Origin of the sequence: Priestia megaterium, assembly GCF_041941685.1 — a bacterium.
Lineage (GTDB): Bacteria > Bacillota > Bacilli > Bacillales > Bacillaceae_H > Priestia > Priestia megaterium_C.
The window spans coordinates 327,248-347,165 of the sequence record NZ_CP130958.1 but is presented as its reverse complement, the minus strand read 5'-3'; the positions used below and the strand labels follow the sequence as shown (position 1 = coordinate 347,165).

Below are 19,918 nucleotides of genomic sequence, written 5' to 3'. Positions count from 1 at the left end.
CTTCGTCATGAAGGATTTTCTACATTGATATATATAGTATGAATGAAGTGAAAGGAAGACGCGAGTGAATTTTATATGACTTTCAAGGCTGGAAAACTCATATGGATTTATGTATATAAGTTCGCTATAATCGTTATGAATCAATTTGTTTATAACGAAACGTACGATAGATATTTTAAAAGAAAAGGTGTGTCAGCATGAGTGTATTAAACGTAAAAAATCTAAGCCATGGTTTTGGTGACCGTGCGATTTTTAACGATGTATCATTTCGATTGTTAAAAGGTGAACACGTCGGCTTAATTGGAGCAAACGGCGAAGGTAAATCAACATTTATGAACATCATTACAGGCAAACTAGAACCGGATGCTGGAAAAGTAGAATGGTCTAAAAAAGTGCGCGTCGGCTATTTAGATCAGCACACAGCATTAGAGCGCGGCCTTTCTATTCGTGATGTACTAAAAAGTGCTTTTCAATACTTATTTGATTTAGAAGCTCAAATGAATGGCCTCTATGAGAAAATGGCGGAGGTATCACCAGAAGAACTCGAAAAACTATTAGAAGAAGTCGGTACGCTTCAAGACCTCTTAACAAACAATGACTTTTACGTTATCGATGCAAAAGTCGAAGAAATTGCACGCGGATTAGGATTAGAAGATATCGGCTTAGATCGCGATGTACAGGATTTAAGCGGCGGACAGCGTACGAAAGTATTATTAGCCAAACTGCTGCTTGAAAAACCAGAAATTCTTTTACTTGATGAGCCTACAAACTACTTGGATGAACAGCATATTGAGTGGCTGCGACGCTACTTGCAAGAATATGAAAATGCGTTTATTTTAATTTCTCACGATCTTCCATTTTTAAATAGCGTGATCAATTTAATTTATCATATGGAAAACCAAGAGTTAAATCGCTATGTAGGAGACTACGACGATTTTATGAAAGTATATGAGATGAAAAAACAGCAGCTTGAAGCAGCTTATAAAAAACAACAGCAAGAAATGGCAGATTTAAAAGATTTCGTAGCGAGAAACAAAGCCCGTGTGTCGACACGAAATATGGCCATGTCCCGTCAAAAAAAGCTCGATAAAATGGAAGTAATTGAACTAGCTCAGGAGCGTCCAAAACCAGAGTTTAACTTTAAGGGTGCTCGTACTTCAAGCAAATTAATTTTTGAAACATCTGATTTAGTCATTGGATACGAAGAGCCGCTTTCTAAGCCACTGAATTTAAAAATGGAGCGAGGCCAAAAGATTGCCCTTGTAGGAGCAAATGGAATCGGGAAAACAACTCTTTTAAAAAGTATTTTAGGAGAAATCAAACCGATTTCAGGCTCTGTAGAAAAAGGAGATTACCAGCATATTGGCTATTTTGAACAAGAAATCAAAACGGCTAATTACAATACATGTATTGAAGAAGTATGGAATGAGTTTCCCCACTTTACCCAATACGAGATTCGTGCAGCTTTAGCTAAATGCGGCTTAACAACAAAACATATTGAAAGTAAAGTAGAAGTTCTAAGCGGTGGAGAAAAAGCAAAAGTTCGTCTATGTAAGCTGATTAACAATGAAACCAATATTCTTGTACTGGATGAGCCTACAAACCACTTAGATGTAGATGCGAAAGATGAATTAAAACGAGCTTTAAAAGAATACAAAGGAAGTATCTTAATTATTTGCCACGAACCTGAATTTTATCAAGATGTTGTCACAGACGTGTGGAACTGCGAATCTTGGACGACTAAATTATTTTAAAAAAACGGGTTAAAAGAGGCATATCTTTTAGAAAAAGTGGGAATGATAAGATTAAGTTCCCCCCCTTTGTGTGAGTAGCCATTTTTTAAATGGTTACTTTTTTTATGTATAGTCCTTTAAGAAAATGGCTATATTGTATCTATACTCCCTAAACCCAAAAAGGCCGCTGCAGCGATGCAGCGGTCTTTTCGTTGTCATGGCTTCATCTGTAGCCAGCTATCAAAATAATGAACAGCTATACTGCTTGGAGGATTTTCAGCTTGACACTTTGTAAGCAACATACCCAGCTCTTGCATCATCTTTTCTTCTCCTTTAGCAGAAAAAGAAATGTATTCTCCTTCATCCGTAGCCATCGTTTCTACCCCTATTTCAATCCGAGTGGATAGTACACGTCCCCACTTGCGTTCATTTTCTGTTATTTCAGTAATACCGTTTTCTTTATCTGCTTGGTTTCGGTACGCCATAATTGTGACCTCATCAGCGTACTGAATAACCCACCACCCCAGCGAACCGGAACCATTGCTATTTTTGAATGGAACTTCGTCAAACCAAAACGGTATATCTACAGCAAGCGGCAAGTGTAACTCATGAGACTGTACAGCGGCTTGAGAAATAACATATTGATACTGCAGAATACTTTTCGCGCGATTATTTTCCCAACTTTTATACAAATAAGGCTCTACATCCAAATGAACCCCTGAAAATTGCTGTTGCTCGTCTGCTTCTGCTTGGTAAGCTGTTATCCAATTAAAAAATGCTTCCTGCTCTTCTATACCAGAAGGCCCTATCCAATAAGGAGCGCCGTCAAGTGCGTAAACACTTATGCCCTGGGCTTGTGCTCGTTGGATAAAATGCCTATATACGGAAGGTGAAAGATGAATATCAATTTGTAAATAAACGTTTGTCACCTTTTTTTCTTGAAGCTTTTCGAGGATAGCTTCTTGGTTCAGCATCCATTTCTTTGTATCCCACACCCACGTCGACAGCGGTATATTCATCTCTGCATTCACCTTTGATCCACATCCTATTCCTTTACCCATATTAAACAGCCATACAACCACCAGAAAAATAAGAACGCACTTGCTTTTCACACTCTTTTTCCTCCTTTATACGAGCCAGAACTCATATAAAGAGAGTCTGACAGCTTGGCACAACTTTATGGTGAATTTCCCCCTTAAATCTGTAGCTTTTAGCAAACTCCTCCTTATCAATTTTTTGCAGCTTAATCTCTATATGTTCTATCGGTTGCTTGATTTATTTCTCTATATCTTTCTTATTAAATAAATATGCCTGTTTTGGATGGTTTGGCTGATTTGGATATTTCAACTGTAATTGTCCTTTTCGTAATAGCTTTGTTAAATAATTATTACGTACTCCATCCGGCGTTCTTTCTAGTAAATAAGCAAACTCTTTAAGCATGAGCGGTTTTTCTTTACATAACTCAAGAATAATATGTTCCATCTGATTCGGCGAAAGCCGTTTTTTTTCACGAGCCAGCGCGGCAATATCCCATAGCTTCGTATCAATATTCTCTACATTTACCAAATTAGAAGAATCCTCTTCTTGCTCGTTATTATAGGAGTTATGATTATTATTATAGGAGTTAACATCGCTATTATATAAGTTTATTTCGTTATTATAGCAGTTATCTTCTTTATTACAGGAGTTAACATCGTTATTGTATGACTTAAACTCCTCTATTAAGCCTTTATTATAGGAGTATCTATTTTTATTATAGGAGTCAATTTCGACATCGTTTTCAGGTGTATTTTGATGTTTTTCGACATCTTTAAAATTATTTCCCAAATCGGTTATGGACGTATTGTAAGTGTCTTTTTCAGAAGAACTTACCTGTCTTTCTTGAGTGGACAGAGATAACGTGACCACTGTACGATGCATAGAAACATCTTGATCAATAGCTGGCGTTTTATAATGATGCAGGCTCCAATTTTGCTTTACTTTTTTCAAACCAGAGCCCGAACGTTCACATAGCCCTAGTAAACTGAATAGCTTAACGATATTTGGGTTTCGAAGCTGACTAACGGTATTGCTAAAAACTGAATCTGTAGGTACTAACAAAAGACCTGGATTAGAAAAAACGTAATGTGAAGATCGCTTTTCTAAAATAACGCCGCCCTCGCCATTATAATCTGCATGAATAAGCATATTAATCAAAACTTCTGTTAAAGAGGAAGCGATTGACGGCTGAGGTTCGCTATTACGAACAATTTCATGAATATGAAAATAAAAATCAAAAATATTTCCTGACCACGTCCCGTCTTGAGAGGTAAAGCGCTCTGTCCATTCTTCGTTTCCTTTACTTTCCCGGTATTCTAAAAAGTATTGGGGTAAAACTTCTGTGATAATCCGTTCTTCACTGAATAAAAGCAGGCCTGCGAGTGTGACTCCTTCTTTATGGGTATCTCTAACCTTTCCCCAAGCTCCTACTTTGTATAAAAACTCCTTTGTTTCAAGCGCATTCCAAGGATGAGCTGGTTTTACTTCAGCAAACCGATCCCGGTAGCTTTTGATCGTATCAAAATTTAATTCGTTTAATCCATAGTGTTCTAGGATGAGATTATCTTGTAACATATTCAACTCTCCTATTATCTTTGTATATTTATTTAACAGCATGAATATGCTGTTTCTTACCTCTTGTTACTAACGTACTAACTTTATTTATCTAGATGCCATCAGCACCCCAAAGTCCAGTCCGTAGATTGTACTTCTGTTGTACAATTTCTTCTAAATCGATATATACATCTTATCTATTCTATCATTTTTTCTTTATTCTCTCCTTCATTTTTCAATCTTCAAAACAGTCGAGTTTATTGTGTAAAAGCTGTGGATAAAGATGAATATCCACAGCTTTTACACAGACTACAAACCCTTTTCTAGCTGTTTCAATATAAATTTGTTATAATACCCTTCATAACAACGGATTAAGTGAGGGATTACGTATGGAAAAAGCTACATTTGCAGGTGGATGTTTCTGGTGTATGGTTACACCTTTTGAAGAGCTAGAAGGTATTCACGGCATTGTATCAGGATATATGGGGGGAACTGTGGATAACCCTACTTATGAGCAAGTAAAATCTGGAACAAGCGGTTACTACGAAGTGGTTCAAATCACATTTGACCCCGAAGTGTTTCCCTATAAACGTTTATTAGATCTTTATTGGCCGCAAATTGATCCAACAGATGACGGAGGTCAATTTCAAGACCGCGGCTCGCAATATCGAACAGCAATTTTTTACCATAACGACAGCCAAAAACAAGCAGCTGAAGAGACGAAGCTAGAGGTCGCAGAAAGCGGACGTTTTAAAAAACCAATCGTAACAAGCATTCTTCCTGCCTCTACGTTTTATGAAGCCGAAGAGTATCACCAAGATTTCCACAAGAAAAATCCAAAGCATTATAAAGAAGACCGTGCTAAGTCTGGTCGAGATGAATTTATTCAAGCGAACTGGAAATAATTCTTGTGTTCAAAACAAAGCCGCATAGCGTTTGCTATGCGGCTTTGTTTTACCAATTATCTGTATAAGTCGTTGTTGTTGACGGCACGCTCCAATATTGCTGCGAAGGCTGCCATGCTTTTAACGATCCATCAGCTCTCTTCACAATTGCTTTAAATTGAACATTTTGACTCGCAGGAAAATAGACTGTGCCTCTCCAATCAGCTGTAGATGAATTGTATGTTAATTTAATTGGATAAATAGACGTACCCCACTGACCTAGCTCAGCTCTGTCTCCAACAATATAAACCGTTTCTCCTAATGCAGTTGGCGCATTTTTTACTACAACCGTTTGCGCAACCGGTGTAACGCCCAACGTATTTTTAAATTGCCCCATAAGCGTATCATTATTAATTACATCGTAGAAACGAAGCAAAGTAAATCCCGCAAAATTATAGTTAAAGGCCATTTCAGCTGCTTTTTTATATTGATCTTCACTGCCTATGGTTAAAGCATTTTCCCCATTTAAAACAACTCCTTTTGCATTCGCAATACCTGCTACTTGGCGTACAAGCGTTTTTGGCATAGAATATTCTGGATAACTTCCGCTGTCCGTCATTTCTAAGCACGTAAACGTTATATCTAATTTAGCTGTTTTAAACGCATCTAAAAGCGCGTTGTAATCATTATATCCAGCAGGTTTTTCTGCAGCATGAGGAATCGTCGGATTATTATACTGCCAATGAATTCCCGCCACTTTTGCACCGATTGGTACGTTAAAGGTGGAATCAAAAGCCTGATGAGCTAACTGTCCAATACGTTTTGTGTGATCTTCCAAAGCTCCTTGATACCATGCTAAGAAATCTTTTCCATAAGCTGTTGAATAACCATCTTTTAAGAACTGATAGCCATCTGATGGCGGTAAAATTTGCGATGCAGACGTTAAATTGGTTCCCCACACTTGATTAACGCCGGTGAGTGAACCGTATTTAGTCAAAGCATATGATTGAAACTTGCTTTTGACAAAGTTCGTATACACTTGAAATTTCCCTCTAGACGGATAGCCGTTTCCGTCTGCTGCTGTATAGGACGGATAACGAATTTCACCTGCAGGTCCTCCTGATAAATAGATTTTAGCAATCACGTCTTTATAAGGTGCTAACGCTTGCGCAAATGCCGTGTAGAGCTCACCGTATTGCTTAGAAATAACGTCTGTTGCAAGAGGGCTTAGCGTTTCTTTATTTATCGTTCCTGTTTCAGATTTAAAGTAAAGGCTGTCATCACTTTTTAAGTTCCATACCCAAGATGGGAGCGGAACGTTACAATCATCTCCTACATTGCCTCCGCACTGATGAGTAGAAATAATAGGAACGATCTTTATACCTGCATTACGAGCAGCTTGAGCAAAGCGCTGCGCATAGGAAAAATCGAACTGCTGATCGCCGTTTTTCTCCATATCTCCCCACCAGAAGTCTACTGTCACTGCATAAAATCCATTTTGTTTCGCTTTGCGTAAATCGTTCTCAAACGCTTCCCATGTTGTATAGTCTGTTACCTTTTTTAAAGGCGCCATTAAATAGGTTTTGTAACCTGGATTCATTGATTTTCCATCTACGGCAGCCGCTCCGTTAAGTGGATTCAAAATGAAAGCGTTAACAAAAATGAGCATTAAAATAAAAGCCAATCCTTTTTTACATAGCTGTTTCATAGCTTCCCTCCATTTTTTTCAAAATCAACTATAGGTATTCGGCGGATTTTAGTTTTTTCCCTTTTCTTTTATAAAAAAAGACGCCCCGCCAGGACGCCTCCTTCATTAGTTCCAAATCTCATTCACCCATTCAGGATGGTCAATAAACGGATTGCGATTATGCTGATAGTCTGAATAAATAATGTCATTTCTACGTCGTTCTCGATCATCTACTGGATCATGGGCGTTCCATTGAAGAAGCACAGATAATTTCCCGTGATAAGGAGCAGTGCCATTATTTACTGTGTTATTAAGTTCTAAGTCAGGCTCATCACTTACATCGCCTTCATAGCGCACGGCCATATAAAACAACATACGAGCCACGTCGCCTTTTACTTCATCTCGAGGTTCCCATGAATCACTGTCAAAATAATTTCCGAGTGCTTCGCTATGTTCCGTCCCTCCGTTATCAAAATCTAAGTTTCCTCTCGTACTGTTTACAGACACATCGGTTGGACGTAAGTGATGAAGATCTGTTCCAGGTCCCATAGCTGTTCCAAAATCCCCGTGAGACTTTGCCCAGACGTGCTCACGATTCCAATCGTCCACTCCGCCTCCATTTGTACTCTTAGCCTGTGAACGCCCCGTGTAGAGCAAAATAACGTTATTTGCGTTAGCTGGATCTTCATCCGTTCTCTTTAAAGCTTCCCATACGGCTGAATACGACAGTTCTGTGTGATGATCAATAATGTTATGAAGCTCTGTCTTTAAGGTATTTCCTGTTTTTCCAGCTGCGGTACGATAATAGTCTTCTACTGGAACGGTTGGCTCTGTGGGATCTGGAGTAGGATCAGTTCCTCCTGTTTCTGTACTGATAGAAGTAACTGATTTTATTCCTGGATGTGAAAAATAAGGAGTGAGTGTGCCCTTAACAGTAAGACTTTTCCCTTTTAACTCCGAGTGACTTTGAAGTCCAAATGTACTTCGCAAATTTGAAGAAATTTGAACGTACACCATCTTGTCTGTATTGGTTTCATTTGCACTGTCAGCAAGAGCAAGTGCATAATCGTTTGGGTAATTGCTCGTAATAACTGTAGATGTGCCTGTAGGTTGACCTACTACATATCCTTTAACCGTTTGTACACTGTTGTTTTGATTCTCAAGAGCTTGTGCAACAGATAAAAATGCGGCTGCTTGACTAACAGGAGTTAAGCTCACTAAAAGAACAAAAACAAGCAGGGGCATTGCCCATGTTTTTTTACACAGAGCGTATAATTTCACTTTTTTATTCCTCCTTATGATAGGTTTGAAAACTAGTTTTCTTCCACCTCTTTATATTATTTTTTCACTGTGAATTCCCTGCCTCTTTTTTGTTAAGTTTTATAGTGAAAAAGATGTATTCTTCTTTACAGTGACGGCCACTTTATGCGAAGGGTTATATTTTTAAAAGTCCACATTGGAAAAAGCATTATGTGTCTTTCTTTATATATGGTATAATCAACCGAATCGTAAAAGAGCTTATACCATTTCAGAAAATGAAATGATTTAAATAGAAATGAGGATTGTCTATGCTTAGTTTTGACGAAAAATTAGCTATTATTTCATCGTTTCCAGAGCTGCATCGAAAAGATGTATCTTTAGGACGCGTGAATTTTCATTATGAAGAAAGCGTGTACGATAAAACGGTTGTTGTGCATCATCTGCATCCTAACGGAAATGGATTTGTATATGCAGGGTTTTTAAAAGGATATGAAACAAATGACAAAGGTCTTGTAAATATCCGTGATTATACAGAAGAAGAGCTTCGCTCAATTATTGAAGCTTCTATTGAATCTTTGTCTACCCTTCCTGATACAGCTAGAGAAGAAGCTATTGTAGGGAATGGAAATGAACAGCGCTGGAACGGCCCAGACAATGCAACGCTTTTACTTGTTCATGAAGATGACCTGTGGAATGTTTATTCTGGATTGAACTTAGAGGCAGCATTTCTATCTTACGAAGAAGCAGAAGATTATTTGTTTGAAGAAGGCTTCCGCCGCCTATAAGCTTGCGTCTATACGAAAAAAACCTCGCTGTTGATTAACAGCGAGGTTTTTTCATTTTTTTACAGAAGGCTGAGGACTAATGCGCGGTATTAAAACCGCAAATAATACAACAACCCCCACACCAATCAATAATAAATAAAACCATTGTAGGTCTGATGACTTTTCAGAAGCAGTTTGTTCTGTTCGATCTTTCTTGTAGTAAGTGTTTTTAGAAGAAAACAAGTTATATTCTTTTGCTTTCGCAGAAATTGTATTATCTTCAGCTGATGCGTTCGCAAAAAGACTTTCTTTTAAGCTCTCTTTCTCTGCATCTTCCTCTTTTTCAAATGTAAGATCCTTTATTTCCTCCGGAATATTTCCTACTTCTTTTTTATTTTCCAGCAAAGATTCGGGGTCCAAGTTAATCGGATCATCTTTATATACATTTGGTTTAATCTCTTCAACGTTTCCGTCATCAGCTTCAGCCGCTGCTGCTATAGGGAAACAAAGAAGTGAAAAAATAAGAACAATACTTCCAATCTTCTTATTAAGCACTATAGGTTTCATCATTTTCGACCTCTTTAGTCGTCTTTAAAGCACGAATAATAGATGGCAGAACACTTAAAACGGCAGTCATCCCCAGTAATACAATAAGCGCCTGTCCAAACAGAGACTGCGTATCATATTGAATTGACATATATACTTTAGATACTGGATCTTCGTAATTAAAGTTTGGCATAGATAAGTTAAGAAGCGGGGTAATATAAAATAAAATCAACCCTACTGTCGTCACCCATCCAGCGAAGCTTCCTAATAAGAAAGCAATACGTACAAGTGTAGATGAAGCAAGCAATAAGACGATCGTAAAGATTGACCATTCCATTGCCCGGTCTCCCGATAACGAATAAATGTTAAGGCTAAAGATACTTACCATTAACCCTACAATCAAATTTAATAACCCAAACAGCGTACCTTTTACAAGCATAGGTGCGTGTCGGTAGTATTGACTGAAATAGCCAATTAGTAAGCTGCTGATTAAGATAATAACCAAAATGACAACCGGTGGAACCTCTTTTACTTTTTCAGCCGGCACTTCACCGCTTACTTGAAGAGGATTCGCTAAATAATGATAAACGTAATCATTATTCTGTCCATCTACTAATGTATTATTTAACAGACGGTATACCTGGCCGCGAACCAACTTCGTTGAATCCACGTTTTGGGCCCACTTGCTGTTAAGCGTGTCAGCTTTATCCTGGACTTCATTTACACGCTTCTGCAATTCATCGGTGTATGTGACAACATTAGCTTGTCTTTCACCTAAAGATGAAATGAGTTCGTTCATTCCTTTCAACTCTTGACCCATACTTTGCTGCAGCGTCATTAAGCCCGTTACGTCCGGAGCTTCTTTCTTTTCTAATGCTTGATCTTCACCTGCGCTAGATTGAAGCTCTTGATTCATTGCATTTGCTTTTTCTTGAATAGCTGATAGCTCTTCCATAATAGATGCTTGTTCAGCATCAACTGTTTGTCCATACTGGTCAGCAAAATCTTGCTCTGAATTTTGGAACTGTGCTAACTCTTCTTTTGTTAGAGACAGGTTTTGTTGGATTTGCTTACGTGCATCTTGAGAAGAGACGGTGCCAGCTAAAGCCTGCTGCAAACTTCCTTTAATAGAGTCATTGTTAAGGACGCTGTTCTGTATGTCTGTATTTCCTACTTGAGCTAAAGTCAAATCATACTGCGATAAATCACCGTAGTACTTTAGCAGATCTTCTGCACTGCTGCTTTGAATCTTACCTGAGAATGTATTGCTTAGCTTTTCCTTGCGAGAAGCTGAAAGGTTTGGAGAAGATAAGATTTTATCTTCTTTGTTTTTAATCATCGTAATGAGATTTTCTACATCCACACTACCTTTAGAAGGCTTTTTGCCGTCTTCTTTCAACTTTTCATTCTCTTTTTTTAATCGTTCATTTTCTTCTTGAAGCTTAGCAATTTGACCGCTCGACGACTTGGTTGCTTCTTCTAAGTCTTGCTCTGCTTTGTTTTTCTGTGCTGTCAAAGACTTAACGTCTGCTTCCAAACTGGCAATTATCTGCTTCAGCGCATCCGTATTTTCTCCTGAAGCTTCCGGTTGAACTGTTACATTTTGCAGCTCATCTTTGACTGCTTGTACCTGTGTTTTCAGATTAGCCACTTTTTCAAGCGCACTTTTCACAGCATTGGATGTACCTGATGCATCCGGTGTGTCCGGTGTTTCAGGCGTTTCAGGCGTTTCCGTTCCCTCAGGTGCTTCAGGTGCTTCAGGTGCTTCAGGCGCTTCAGGTGTTTCGTTCATCATTCCTTGGAGCTGCTGTTCTAAGTCTTCAAGCCCTTTTGATATATCATCAAGCTTTGCTGTTTGCTGAGATAAATCCACTTTAATTGGTTCTGACGTTCCTTCGCCTTGACCGGCATCTGGCTGAGTTCCATCATCTTCTCCAGGATCCGTCGGGGTCTCTCCATCTTGATTCGGATCTGGCTGAGTTCCGTCACCTTCCCCAGGGTCCGGTGGCGTCTCTCCGCCTTGATTTGGATCTGGCTGAGTTTCGCCGTCTTCTCCTGAATCCGTTGAGCCTCCGCCACCCTCATTTGATGAAGCTGTCTCTAGCTGCGCACGAAGCGGCTTTAGCTTACTTTCAATTTGATTTAGTGTTGTTTGCTCAGACTGCTGTTTATATGAACTGACTATTTGGCCGTTCAAATCTTGCAGAGCTTTTTCTTGTTCACTGACGTTATCCGCTTGTTGGTCTCCAAGTTCTCCGACGGCTTTTTGATTTTGATCCAGCTGCTGTTGAATGGAAGATAAGCCACTAAACACTTGATTGGCCTGCTCATTAAAATTTTTCTTAGAACTTGGCTGATTAGATTCAAGGGAAGACAACCCTTCTTGAATCGCAGCGACGCTTTGGGCCTGCGTTTTTTCAAGCATTTGTTTCTGTGTTTCTTGATATGTTTGATATTGATTTACATATTCAATGAAGCTGTTTAAATTCTTTTCAACCTGTTCTACGTCGCCTTGTCTGTCGCTAGAACCTTTTTCTGCTTTATTTACATTATCTTGGATTTGCTGAAGAATTTTCTTTTGATCATTCAATTCACCTGCTAAATCTTTTGAATTCGGTTTATAAAAAGCGACCATTGTTTTTTGAAAGGCGATTTCTTTATTTAGAATTTTATCGAACTGTCCGCGTACCTTATCCACTTCCTGTGATACATAACTCCAGTACAAAGAGGACATTTCATTATTAACCTTTGTAGTAGCATCTTCTAATTCCCCTACTACTTTTTCCTTATTAACTGCGTTAAGCTGACTTTGAACTTTGTATTCCAAAGTAGCTTTTTCTGGCTTTTTTCCTGATACGATAAAATATTTTGTGAGAAAGTCGAGGGAATATAGATAACCGCGTCATATTTCCCATTCTGTAAACCGCTTGTAGCTGCGCTTCGTCCAAGCACAGTCCATTGATAATCTGACCCCTCCTGTAAAAGAGGAGTCACTTTTTCCCCAAACTCTATCGCTTTTTCACTATTTTCTTTTACTCCATTATCTTCGTTAACAACCGCAATCGTTCTTGTTGAGTTTTCTGTGACTTGCAGCGGGTTGTCTCCAATATACTGGAAAAAGAAAGAAGGAAGAGCCAAAATTAAAACAACAGCTAATATGACTTTAAGTGTATACTTACGCTGTTCGGTCATGTTAAGATCTTCCTTTCACTTACACATAGCGGGATTTGAATTCTTGTTTCTTTTCCACTTTTAATATAATAACCGAAGCCAGGGTTAACGTCGGCTTCTTTTCGATCATAAGGAAGTGTAAATAAGCTTTGATCCGTTTTCTTCATCAGCAACACGGCTTGGCTAATTTGCTTCACTTCTGTTGTTAACGCGTCAAATCCTTTCGAAAACTCATTGTTGTTCCCTGCAACAATCAAGTTAAAGCCCAGGTGACTATAATTTTTCATCAATTTTGTAATACGATCCTGCAGGACGCTGTCTAAGTTTTGCTGGAATCTTACAAATCCGTCTACTACAAGCATGATCGGGGCAAATGAAAGACTGTGTACCGTTCCTGCCTGCACTGCTTCCAAATACTTATTTTCACGTCGCTGCAATCGTTCTTCAGTTAAATCAAGCCAGTCGATAATCTGTTCTTTTGTTTCCATGTAAACAACTTCATCTTCACCTGCATAGCTTGATAAACCGCGGTCAACCGAATCAAATAGTCCGATTTGCTTCACGCCTTGTTCAAGCGCTGTTTGCAGTATGACCTTCACTACATTTGTCTTTCCTTTTTGCGTCTGCCCCATGACGATGCAATGCTTATTTTTCGTAAAGTTCATATGCACCGGTCGAACAAACTCTTCATCTAATCCAAGAGGAATGACTCCTTTTTCCCGAATAACCCTTCTGTCTGTCATAAACTCGACAAGTACAAGTTTCGATGACAGCATTGGTACAGGCTCCGGAACAATAGCATCAGCATATTGATTCTTTAATCGTTGAATGTGCAGCTTAACTGCATCAAAAATTTCAAAATCATCTTTTCCTCCCGCAGGTAAAAACAGCTGCGCAAAATAAGGTTGATCCGTTTTGATAATAGCCCGGCCTGGAATAGACTCTAGCGCATACGGCGTACGTCCTAAAATAGAATACGCTTCTGAATGATCCATTAAATAATGAACAACCTTCGTTTTCAAGTTATTCATAAGTGACTGACGAATAGAATTCACGCGCGTCGCGGTAAAGATCATATAAATCCCTAAAGACTGGCCATCACGCACGAGCTGTGTGAACTGCATTTCTAGATCTTGCATTTCTTCTTTGACAAGATCAAAATTATCAATCGTGATAAAAATTAGAGGAAGCTCTTCTGAACTTAGAGCATTATACATTTTGATATTGCTAACTTCCTGCTGTTGAAATAACTGCTTTCGCCTTGCGATTTCTTGTTTGATAATCGTCATGAATTTTTCAATTTTACGCATTTGATCCATTAAGAAATAATCCGCCGTATGAGGCAGCTGACGAAGCGGCAGCAGCGTGCCGTTTCCAAAGTCAAAAATGTAATAATGAAGCTGCTCCGGGCTCTGTCTTTCAGCTAGACTAAGAAGCAACATCATGACTGTAAACGATTTACCGTAGCCCGATGACCCAAATATACCAATATTCCCATCGTCCATCAGATGGTAGTTATATACCGTTTGACTTTGCTTTTCCGGTTCATCAATTAAGCCAATTGGGAATACGCCGTCTCGCTTCTCTTTGTACTCACTGCGAAGCAATCTCTCTCTAAGAGGCGGCAGCCATGGACTATTTAATTTTTTGATACCTAATTCCTGCTGCGTTTTTTCAATTTTTTGCACCACAACATCAATTTCTACTTCCGCTTGTTTAGATGACGTCTGCTGAGTAGATACATCAGATAAAGGAATCAACCCGAGATCTGTGACAACGGCGACTTCATCTTCAGCCCCATACGTATCTTCCATGTACGGCGCGCCGCTCCAAGCTGACTGAAACAGTTCATACACTTCATTATTTCCAACCTGCAGATAGCCTCGGCCCGTCACCGTAATAGAAGCAGCGTCCGCATTTTTTAAGATTTCTTTACTGTCAGCGGCATCTTGGACTTTTAAAGCTACTTTAAAGCGCGCATTACTCCAAATTTGATCGTCAATAACACCGCCTGGCTTTTGCGTAGCTAAAATTAAATGAACGCCTAGACTACGCCCAATGCGCGCCGCGCTGACTAATTCGCGAATGAACTCTGGTTCTTCACTTTTTAGCTCGGCAAATTCATCCGAAATTAAAAATAAATGCGGAAGAGGTTCTTCTGGCACCCCTTGTTTATATAAATCTGTATAATCATTAATATGATTCACTTCATATCTATCAAACAAGCGCTGGCGTCGCTTTAATTCACTTTTAATAGAAGCTAAGGCTCTTGTACTAAAATTCTTACTTCCTTCAATGTTTGTAATGGTTCCAAGCAGATGAGGCATGTTTTTAAACGGCTGAGCCATTCCTCCGCCCTTATAGTCAATCAATAAAAACGCGACTTCATGGGGGTGGAAATTCACCGCTAGAGAAAGAATGTACGTTTGTAAGAATTCACTTTTCCCTGACCCCGTCGTACCTGCAAGTAATCCATGAGGGCCGTGAGCTTTTTCATGAAGATTTAATTCAACAATATCTTCTTTTCCTTTTAACCCAATAGGAACTGCTAGCGACTTAGCTGATTCATTGCTTTGCCACCTTTGCACGATATCCAACTCACCAATTTCTCTTGCTTTAAATAATTCTAAGAATGAAACGCTATTTGGAATTGAGTTGGTCATGCCAACTTGGTGATCCAATGTCCGCAGCATCCTTGCAAATCTTTCATTATAATCAAGCGTGTGTTTATCAAGCTGAAATGGAATATTCACAGCTTTTTGCTTTTGAATTAATATATCCCCCTCGGATTCGTTAATATAACGGACGAGTGTATGAATATGCTCCGTTAAGCTTTCCTTTGTCTCTGCCGCAAATATCGCAGAAAACCCAAGGTGAGGATGATATCCTTCTAAATACTCTAAGATAACGTGATCTGCAATTAACTGCTGATTCGTAATAATAAAAACAAAGTGAGGCAAGAAAACCCCTTCTCCTTTTGCTTCATCTAAATCGCGTTCTCTCAGCATTTCATAAATAGAAGATAAAAGCTGATCTCTCGTTTGTTCATTATAGATGAAACCTTTCGCAAAAGAATGCGGAAACTGAAAATGAGGAAGCCATTTCATCCATTCCCACTCTTTATATTCTTCTTCATCAAAAATGAATACGAATCTTACGTCATGATAACTGTGGGAAAATGCCAGCTGTCCTACAAGCTGATGCAGTTCATTCTTCACCGTTTTCATCTTTCCTACCAGACCGATAGAGCCTAAACCTAAATGAGCGGTAACAGGGGCATTTTTGACTTCTCGATAGACCTTTTCCATGTGCTGAGACTGCTCAAGCAAATCATCAATTTCTCGATTAGCCATATCTCCGCTATTCAAAGAAATTTGGTAGCTTCCAGGAACTGTTCCTGTTCCAAGGCGCACCTGTAAAAAATCACTGCTTTCTACAGTCCGTTCCCAAATTCGATCAGAAATCTGTTCTGTTAAATATTTCATTCGTTCAAACGTCGGAAAATGATAAGATAATACATCTCGTTGAACTGATACTAGTTCTTGTAATTCCTCGCGCTTGTTTTCTAGATACTTTGTATAGATTCGGCGACGACGCTCCTGCCGCTTCTTGCGCTGTTTTTTATCTTTGAAGTATTGAACGGTAGATACAATCAGCGTGGTCGTAAACATCATGACAGATATAATAATGAAAATTCCCCTAGGCTGAATAATTGAGACCGTACCCATGACTAAAAGCATGACTAATGGCGGTAAAATAGTAAGCCATAAGCTTCGGTTATTTTCGTCATTGTCTTGAGACGGAAAGGATAAGCTCACCTTATCATTAGGCAAATCATATATCATGCGCGGTGTCCTTCTATAAACCGGGTACTTCTTTTTCATTTCAGAAATAGGCTGTGCCGTAGCTGGAAGCTTAGATGCATAATCGTAGCAGCTTTGAATCTTCAGCAAATCTTTTTCGATCAATTGAATGGTCATAGAAGACCATAAAATAAGATCACCGGGCTGAAGGTTCGTATTCTCTTCTAGTCGGTGTCCGTTAAGATAAAGCGGTTCTTGATTATAAAAGACCTTCCACTTCCCGTTTATCTTTGATAAGTAAAATCCTTCTTTTGGCTCTGCTATACACTTTTCTTTCTGCTGATACACATCAGCTGCTTCATCACTGGTGGAAAACGAGACTTCTGATTCGTAATCAATATAATAGACAGCTTCTTTAACAGCTGTCTCTGTAAGAACAAAGGTTAAAGCATGTCCTTGTTCTCGCCATACAAATGACTCAGAAACAGATAGCTCTGCTATCCTTTCTTCTCCGTAGGAAATCAAGAGCCGGCCGTTCTTTTCAGATGACAGCGTCATTTGCCCCTTCTCAAACGGATAGGAAAACGTGAAAGTTTGATGCTGAGTGTTTCCTACCGTTGCTTGGCGAAAGGTTTTAAAATCTACAGGCAGCTGCTGATACGTTTGCCCACTAACTACCCAAAGCATATTCATACAACTACCTCCCTACTTCGATTGATCTTCCTGCTGTTTTTTCTGCTCTTCTTGTTTCTTTTTCTCGGCTTCTGCAGCTTTCTGTTCTTCTTCCTGCTGCTTGGCCGCCTGGGCCTCCTCAGCTTGTTTCTCTTCTTGCTGCTTGGCTGCTTCCGCTTCTTGCTGATCATTTTCTTTCTTAAATTCTTCAAGTTCGTTTGCTACTTTATCAAGCTCTTCTTGCTTTTTATCAGCCGCTAAATCGTTGTCTGTCTTTAGCTGACCTTCGTATTTCATTAGTGCATAGATAATTAACGAACGTTCTTCTAACAACCTGCTGACTTCTAGCGCTTTTTTGTTGTCTCCTCGGCCAATGTAAAACCAATAGGCAAAATACTGAGGATCTGACTGAAGCGTAATAGTCTTTAAAGCATTTGCTTTTTGCTCCTCCCCTAACTTTTCATTAACAAGATAGGAAGTTGCTATTTCGTATTGCACAATTTTAGGCATGCTCTCAATGTCATAATCTTCAAGTGTGTCGACTACTTTGCTGTAGTTTTTTTCAAGAAAGTATTCGTTGCTTTCTACAAATGCTTCTTGTTTCGGCTGAGCAAAAAAGTAAGAGTAAAAAGTATAAATAAGAGCTGGAATTAATAAGACAAGCATACCCACAGATGAAAATTTAAAAATGGTCCAGCGTTTTTGAGGAAGTTGAACGAGTGTCTTTTGATGCTTTTCAATTTGGGTTAGCTTATGCTGAACAAATTGACTCAACTCTTCCTCATTGCTGATATGCATTATTTTTTTAGCGTCTTCTTTTAATTGCAAGGTCTCATATAACTTAAAGTACTGTTCAAATGTATGCGATGAGTCAACGGCCGCTGCTATCGTAGCCTTTAACTCTTGAAAGCTTTGTTCCTCGTTAGACTCATAAGGAGGTAAACTTTCTTTCACTCCATAATGTAAAAAAGCCGGACTTAAACTTTTATCAAAAATGATATTTTCTGGACAAATCAACAAATGCAGCCTTGAAAAAGAATGCTGCTTTACTTGTTTGATAAGCTGATCTGCAAACAGCCACTTTTGCTGTTCTTCTTTTCCTCTTAATGCTGTAAAAGGTTGAAATTCAGAGGTAGGCTTAATTGTTATTTTAAGTTCATCATCGCTCATCATGATTTCTTTTTGAAAAGCCGTGTTTACATCCTTTAACATTTCAATTTCAACAGAACGATTAAGTCGAATTTTTTCTTTTTGAAAAACAAATGTATATTCATTATTATGACGTGTCATTACAGCTTCGAGCTGTTCTTCTAAGTAAGTCGGTTTCTTCTCTGACATTCTAATAGACTCCTTTAGAGAATTTCGATACAATCACCTGTGGTAATTCCGCAGTTAATCATCGTCTCATTTCCCGAGAAAATAAGATTTTTATTTGAAACACGTATCCACGCACCGTCCTTTGGTGATTGAGTAATCTTTTTAGCTTGCCAAACGATCTCGACTACTTTTTTGAGTGAATGATAGTTTGATAGTCGCAAATCGAACCGATCACCTGTATAGTGCTTTAAGTCTACTGTTACTTCTATATACATAGGGTTTCATCACCTCAAAACATAGAAAAAGCGCCTTCATCTTTTGAGAATAGGGCGCTCCTTTTATTACTTCACTTAGATTATTAGATGAAGTTAACCGCGGATTTGGCTAGCGATTTGGTTATCTGTATCTTCAAGAACATTTGCAGAATCATCTAATTGCTTAGCAATCTTTGTAAGTAGGTTAGACATTTCAACGAAAGAAGGCTTTAATTCTTCGTATTGAGCAGCAAACGCTTCGCTTGAAGCACCTTCCCACATGTCTTGAAGTTGATTTTTCATTGTATCAAGACGGCTTACTAATTCTTGGACTTGACCGCTTTCGTTAGTATATCGACCTGCCATGTCGCGAAGCTCTGCTGGTGTTACGCGAATAATTCCTGACATAGATATCTCTCCTTCGGTTTATATATTTACTATTATTGTAAGAAACTCTAGTGATAAGGTCAAAGGTTACTTGCAAAAGCCTCCAAAAATGAGAATATGTATCTACAAATACCCCTAAAAAATGCAAATAAAACCTAAACAACCAAGATTTTGTTCTCATTTAAACCTTTTCCATCTAATCTATAGGTACCTATTTAAAGGAAAATAAAAACTCTAAGACTATTAAATTACATTTTTGTTCATTATCTATAGAACTATTTACTAGTAATAAAAAAGCAGGAGCCTATTTAAGGCCCTGCCTCTTTATATATCTTCTATTTATTTAAGATTCAGACATGCTTTGAAAAAGCACATGCGCTTTTTATTGCTTTGGCTACTGCTTAAAATAATTTTGATCTTCTTTTAACATCCTTATTTCTTCGGGGATGAATAATTTTGAGAGAGGCGTGTCAGGGTTAAGTAATATCGCTATTTCTTCATTTAATACAGGCAGCATATCCTTAAATGATACGCATACGGTCTTTTCATCTTTCAGCATCTGTTCAATCGGATATTTTGACGAAAAAACAGGTAAATATCGGTACGCTGCGCTTTTCATCGTCTGAACGTAGTGCTCTGCAATTAATATATCTGATGCTCCATGCTCTGAACTAACAACTAGCCATAAATTGCTATTCATTAAAGTTTTATAAAATTGAGCAATTTTCTTATTATCTTTCATTGCTTCAATTAACGATTTTTCTAATAAGTTAAATGTATATTTCATTGCTGAGACAACCCTGTAAGGAACTGTACCATTTCGCTTCCAGCGCCATCATATACTTCAT

General features: G+C 38.6%; 15 protein-coding genes. 3 read left to right on the top strand and 12 right to left on the bottom strand.

Annotation, left to right across the window (positions count from 1 at the left end; all coding sequences use genetic code 11):
- The first annotated feature begins 197 nt into the window (after positions 1-197).
- Positions 198-1,754, top strand: a complete 1,557-nt coding sequence (locus Q5794_RS01850; RefSeq protein ID WP_013055117.1) for an ABC-F family ATP-binding cassette domain-containing protein — start codon at positions 198-200, stop codon at positions 1,752-1,754.
- 194 nt (positions 1,755-1,948) lie between these two features.
- Here the strand turns inward: Q5794_RS01850 and Q5794_RS01845 are convergent, their stop codons facing one another.
- Both Q5794_RS01845 and Q5794_RS01840 read right to left on the bottom strand, forming a co-directional pair.
- Complete coding sequence (locus Q5794_RS01845; protein ID WP_374988628.1) at positions 1,949-2,845, bottom strand: amidase; 897 nt, start codon at positions 2,843-2,845, stop codon at positions 1,949-1,951.
- A gap of 163 nt (positions 2,846-3,008) precedes the next feature.
- On the bottom strand, positions 3,009-4,346 hold the full coding sequence (locus Q5794_RS01840; RefSeq protein WP_374988627.1) for an ATP-binding protein: 1,338 nt from the start codon (positions 4,344-4,346) through the stop codon (positions 3,009-3,011).
- Between the two features lie 368 nt (positions 4,347-4,714).
- On the opposite strand from Q5794_RS01840, the gene msrA reads away from it, so the two are divergent.
- Positions 4,715-5,230 carry a peptide-methionine (S)-S-oxide reductase MsrA gene (gene msrA, locus Q5794_RS01835; protein ID WP_057245265.1) on the top strand — a complete coding sequence of 172 codons (516 nt, stop codon included), beginning with the start codon at positions 4,715-4,717 and terminating at the stop codon, positions 5,228-5,230.
- A 49-nt stretch (positions 5,231-5,279) separates the two neighbouring features.
- Here the strand turns inward: msrA and Q5794_RS01830 are convergent, their stop codons facing one another.
- Together Q5794_RS01830 and Q5794_RS01825 are read right to left on the bottom strand one after the other, a co-directional pair.
- Positions 5,280-6,917 carry a family 14 glycosylhydrolase gene (locus tag Q5794_RS01830; RefSeq protein ID WP_192997836.1) on the bottom strand — a complete coding sequence of 546 codons (1,638 nt, stop codon included), beginning with the start codon at positions 6,915-6,917 and terminating at the stop codon, positions 5,280-5,282.
- A 105-nt stretch (positions 6,918-7,022) separates the two neighbouring features.
- Positions 7,023-8,177 carry an endonuclease gene (locus Q5794_RS01825; protein ID WP_374988626.1) on the bottom strand — a complete coding sequence of 385 codons (1,155 nt, stop codon included), beginning with the start codon at positions 8,175-8,177 and terminating at the stop codon, positions 7,023-7,025.
- Between the two features lie 287 nt (positions 8,178-8,464).
- On the opposite strand from Q5794_RS01825, the gene Q5794_RS01820 reads away from it, so the two are divergent.
- On the top strand, positions 8,465-8,941 hold the full coding sequence (locus Q5794_RS01820; RefSeq protein ID WP_013055111.1) for a hypothetical protein: 477 nt from the start codon (positions 8,465-8,467) through the stop codon (positions 8,939-8,941).
- 51 nt (positions 8,942-8,992) lie between these two features.
- Here Q5794_RS01820 and essA read toward each other — a convergent pair whose 3' ends face one another.
- The 8 genes from essA to Q5794_RS01780 all read right to left on the bottom strand — a co-directional run bounded on the left by essA (position 8,993) and on the right by Q5794_RS01780 (position 19,857).
- The gene (essA, locus tag Q5794_RS01815) at positions 8,993-9,490 is read right to left on the bottom strand and encodes a type VII secretion protein EssA (RefSeq protein WP_192997834.1); all 498 of its coding nucleotides are present in this window, start codon (positions 9,488-9,490) and stop codon (positions 8,993-8,995) included.
- Positions 9,468-12,293, bottom strand: coding sequence for a type VII secretion protein EsaA (locus tag Q5794_RS01810; protein ID WP_374988625.1), 2,826 nt, complete (start codon positions 12,291-12,293; stop codon positions 9,468-9,470). Before Q5794_RS01810 ends, essA begins: the two co-directional genes overlap by 23 nt.
- Entirely contained in the window at positions 12,242-12,658 is a 417-nt protein-coding gene (locus Q5794_RS01805; protein ID WP_374988624.1) for a hypothetical protein, read from the bottom strand. Before Q5794_RS01805 ends, Q5794_RS01810 begins: the two co-directional genes overlap by 52 nt.
- Positions 12,655-17,133 (bottom strand): type VII secretion protein EssC, encoded by a 4,479-nt coding sequence (gene essC, locus Q5794_RS01800; protein ID WP_374988623.1) that lies wholly within the window; start codon positions 17,131-17,133, stop codon positions 12,655-12,657. Before essC ends, Q5794_RS01805 begins: the two co-directional genes overlap by 4 nt.
- A 12-nt stretch (positions 17,134-17,145) precedes the next feature.
- Positions 17,146-18,450, bottom strand: coding sequence for a type VII secretion protein EssB (gene essB / locus Q5794_RS01795; protein ID WP_214986984.1), 1,305 nt, complete (start codon positions 18,448-18,450; stop codon positions 17,146-17,148).
- Between the two features lie 14 nt (positions 18,451-18,464).
- Positions 18,465-18,704, bottom strand: coding sequence for an EsaB/YukD family protein (locus tag Q5794_RS01790; protein ID WP_013055106.1), 240 nt, complete (start codon positions 18,702-18,704; stop codon positions 18,465-18,467).
- A gap of 93 nt (positions 18,705-18,797) precedes the next feature.
- Positions 18,798-19,091, bottom strand: coding sequence for a WXG100 family type VII secretion target (locus tag Q5794_RS01785; protein WP_013055105.1), 294 nt, complete (start codon positions 19,089-19,091; stop codon positions 18,798-18,800).
- A 373-nt stretch (positions 19,092-19,464) separates the two neighbouring features.
- The gene (locus Q5794_RS01780) at positions 19,465-19,857 is read right to left on the bottom strand and encodes an SseB family protein (protein WP_013055104.1); all 393 of its coding nucleotides are present in this window, start codon (positions 19,855-19,857) and stop codon (positions 19,465-19,467) included.
- Between the last annotated feature and the right edge of the window lie 61 nt (positions 19,858-19,918).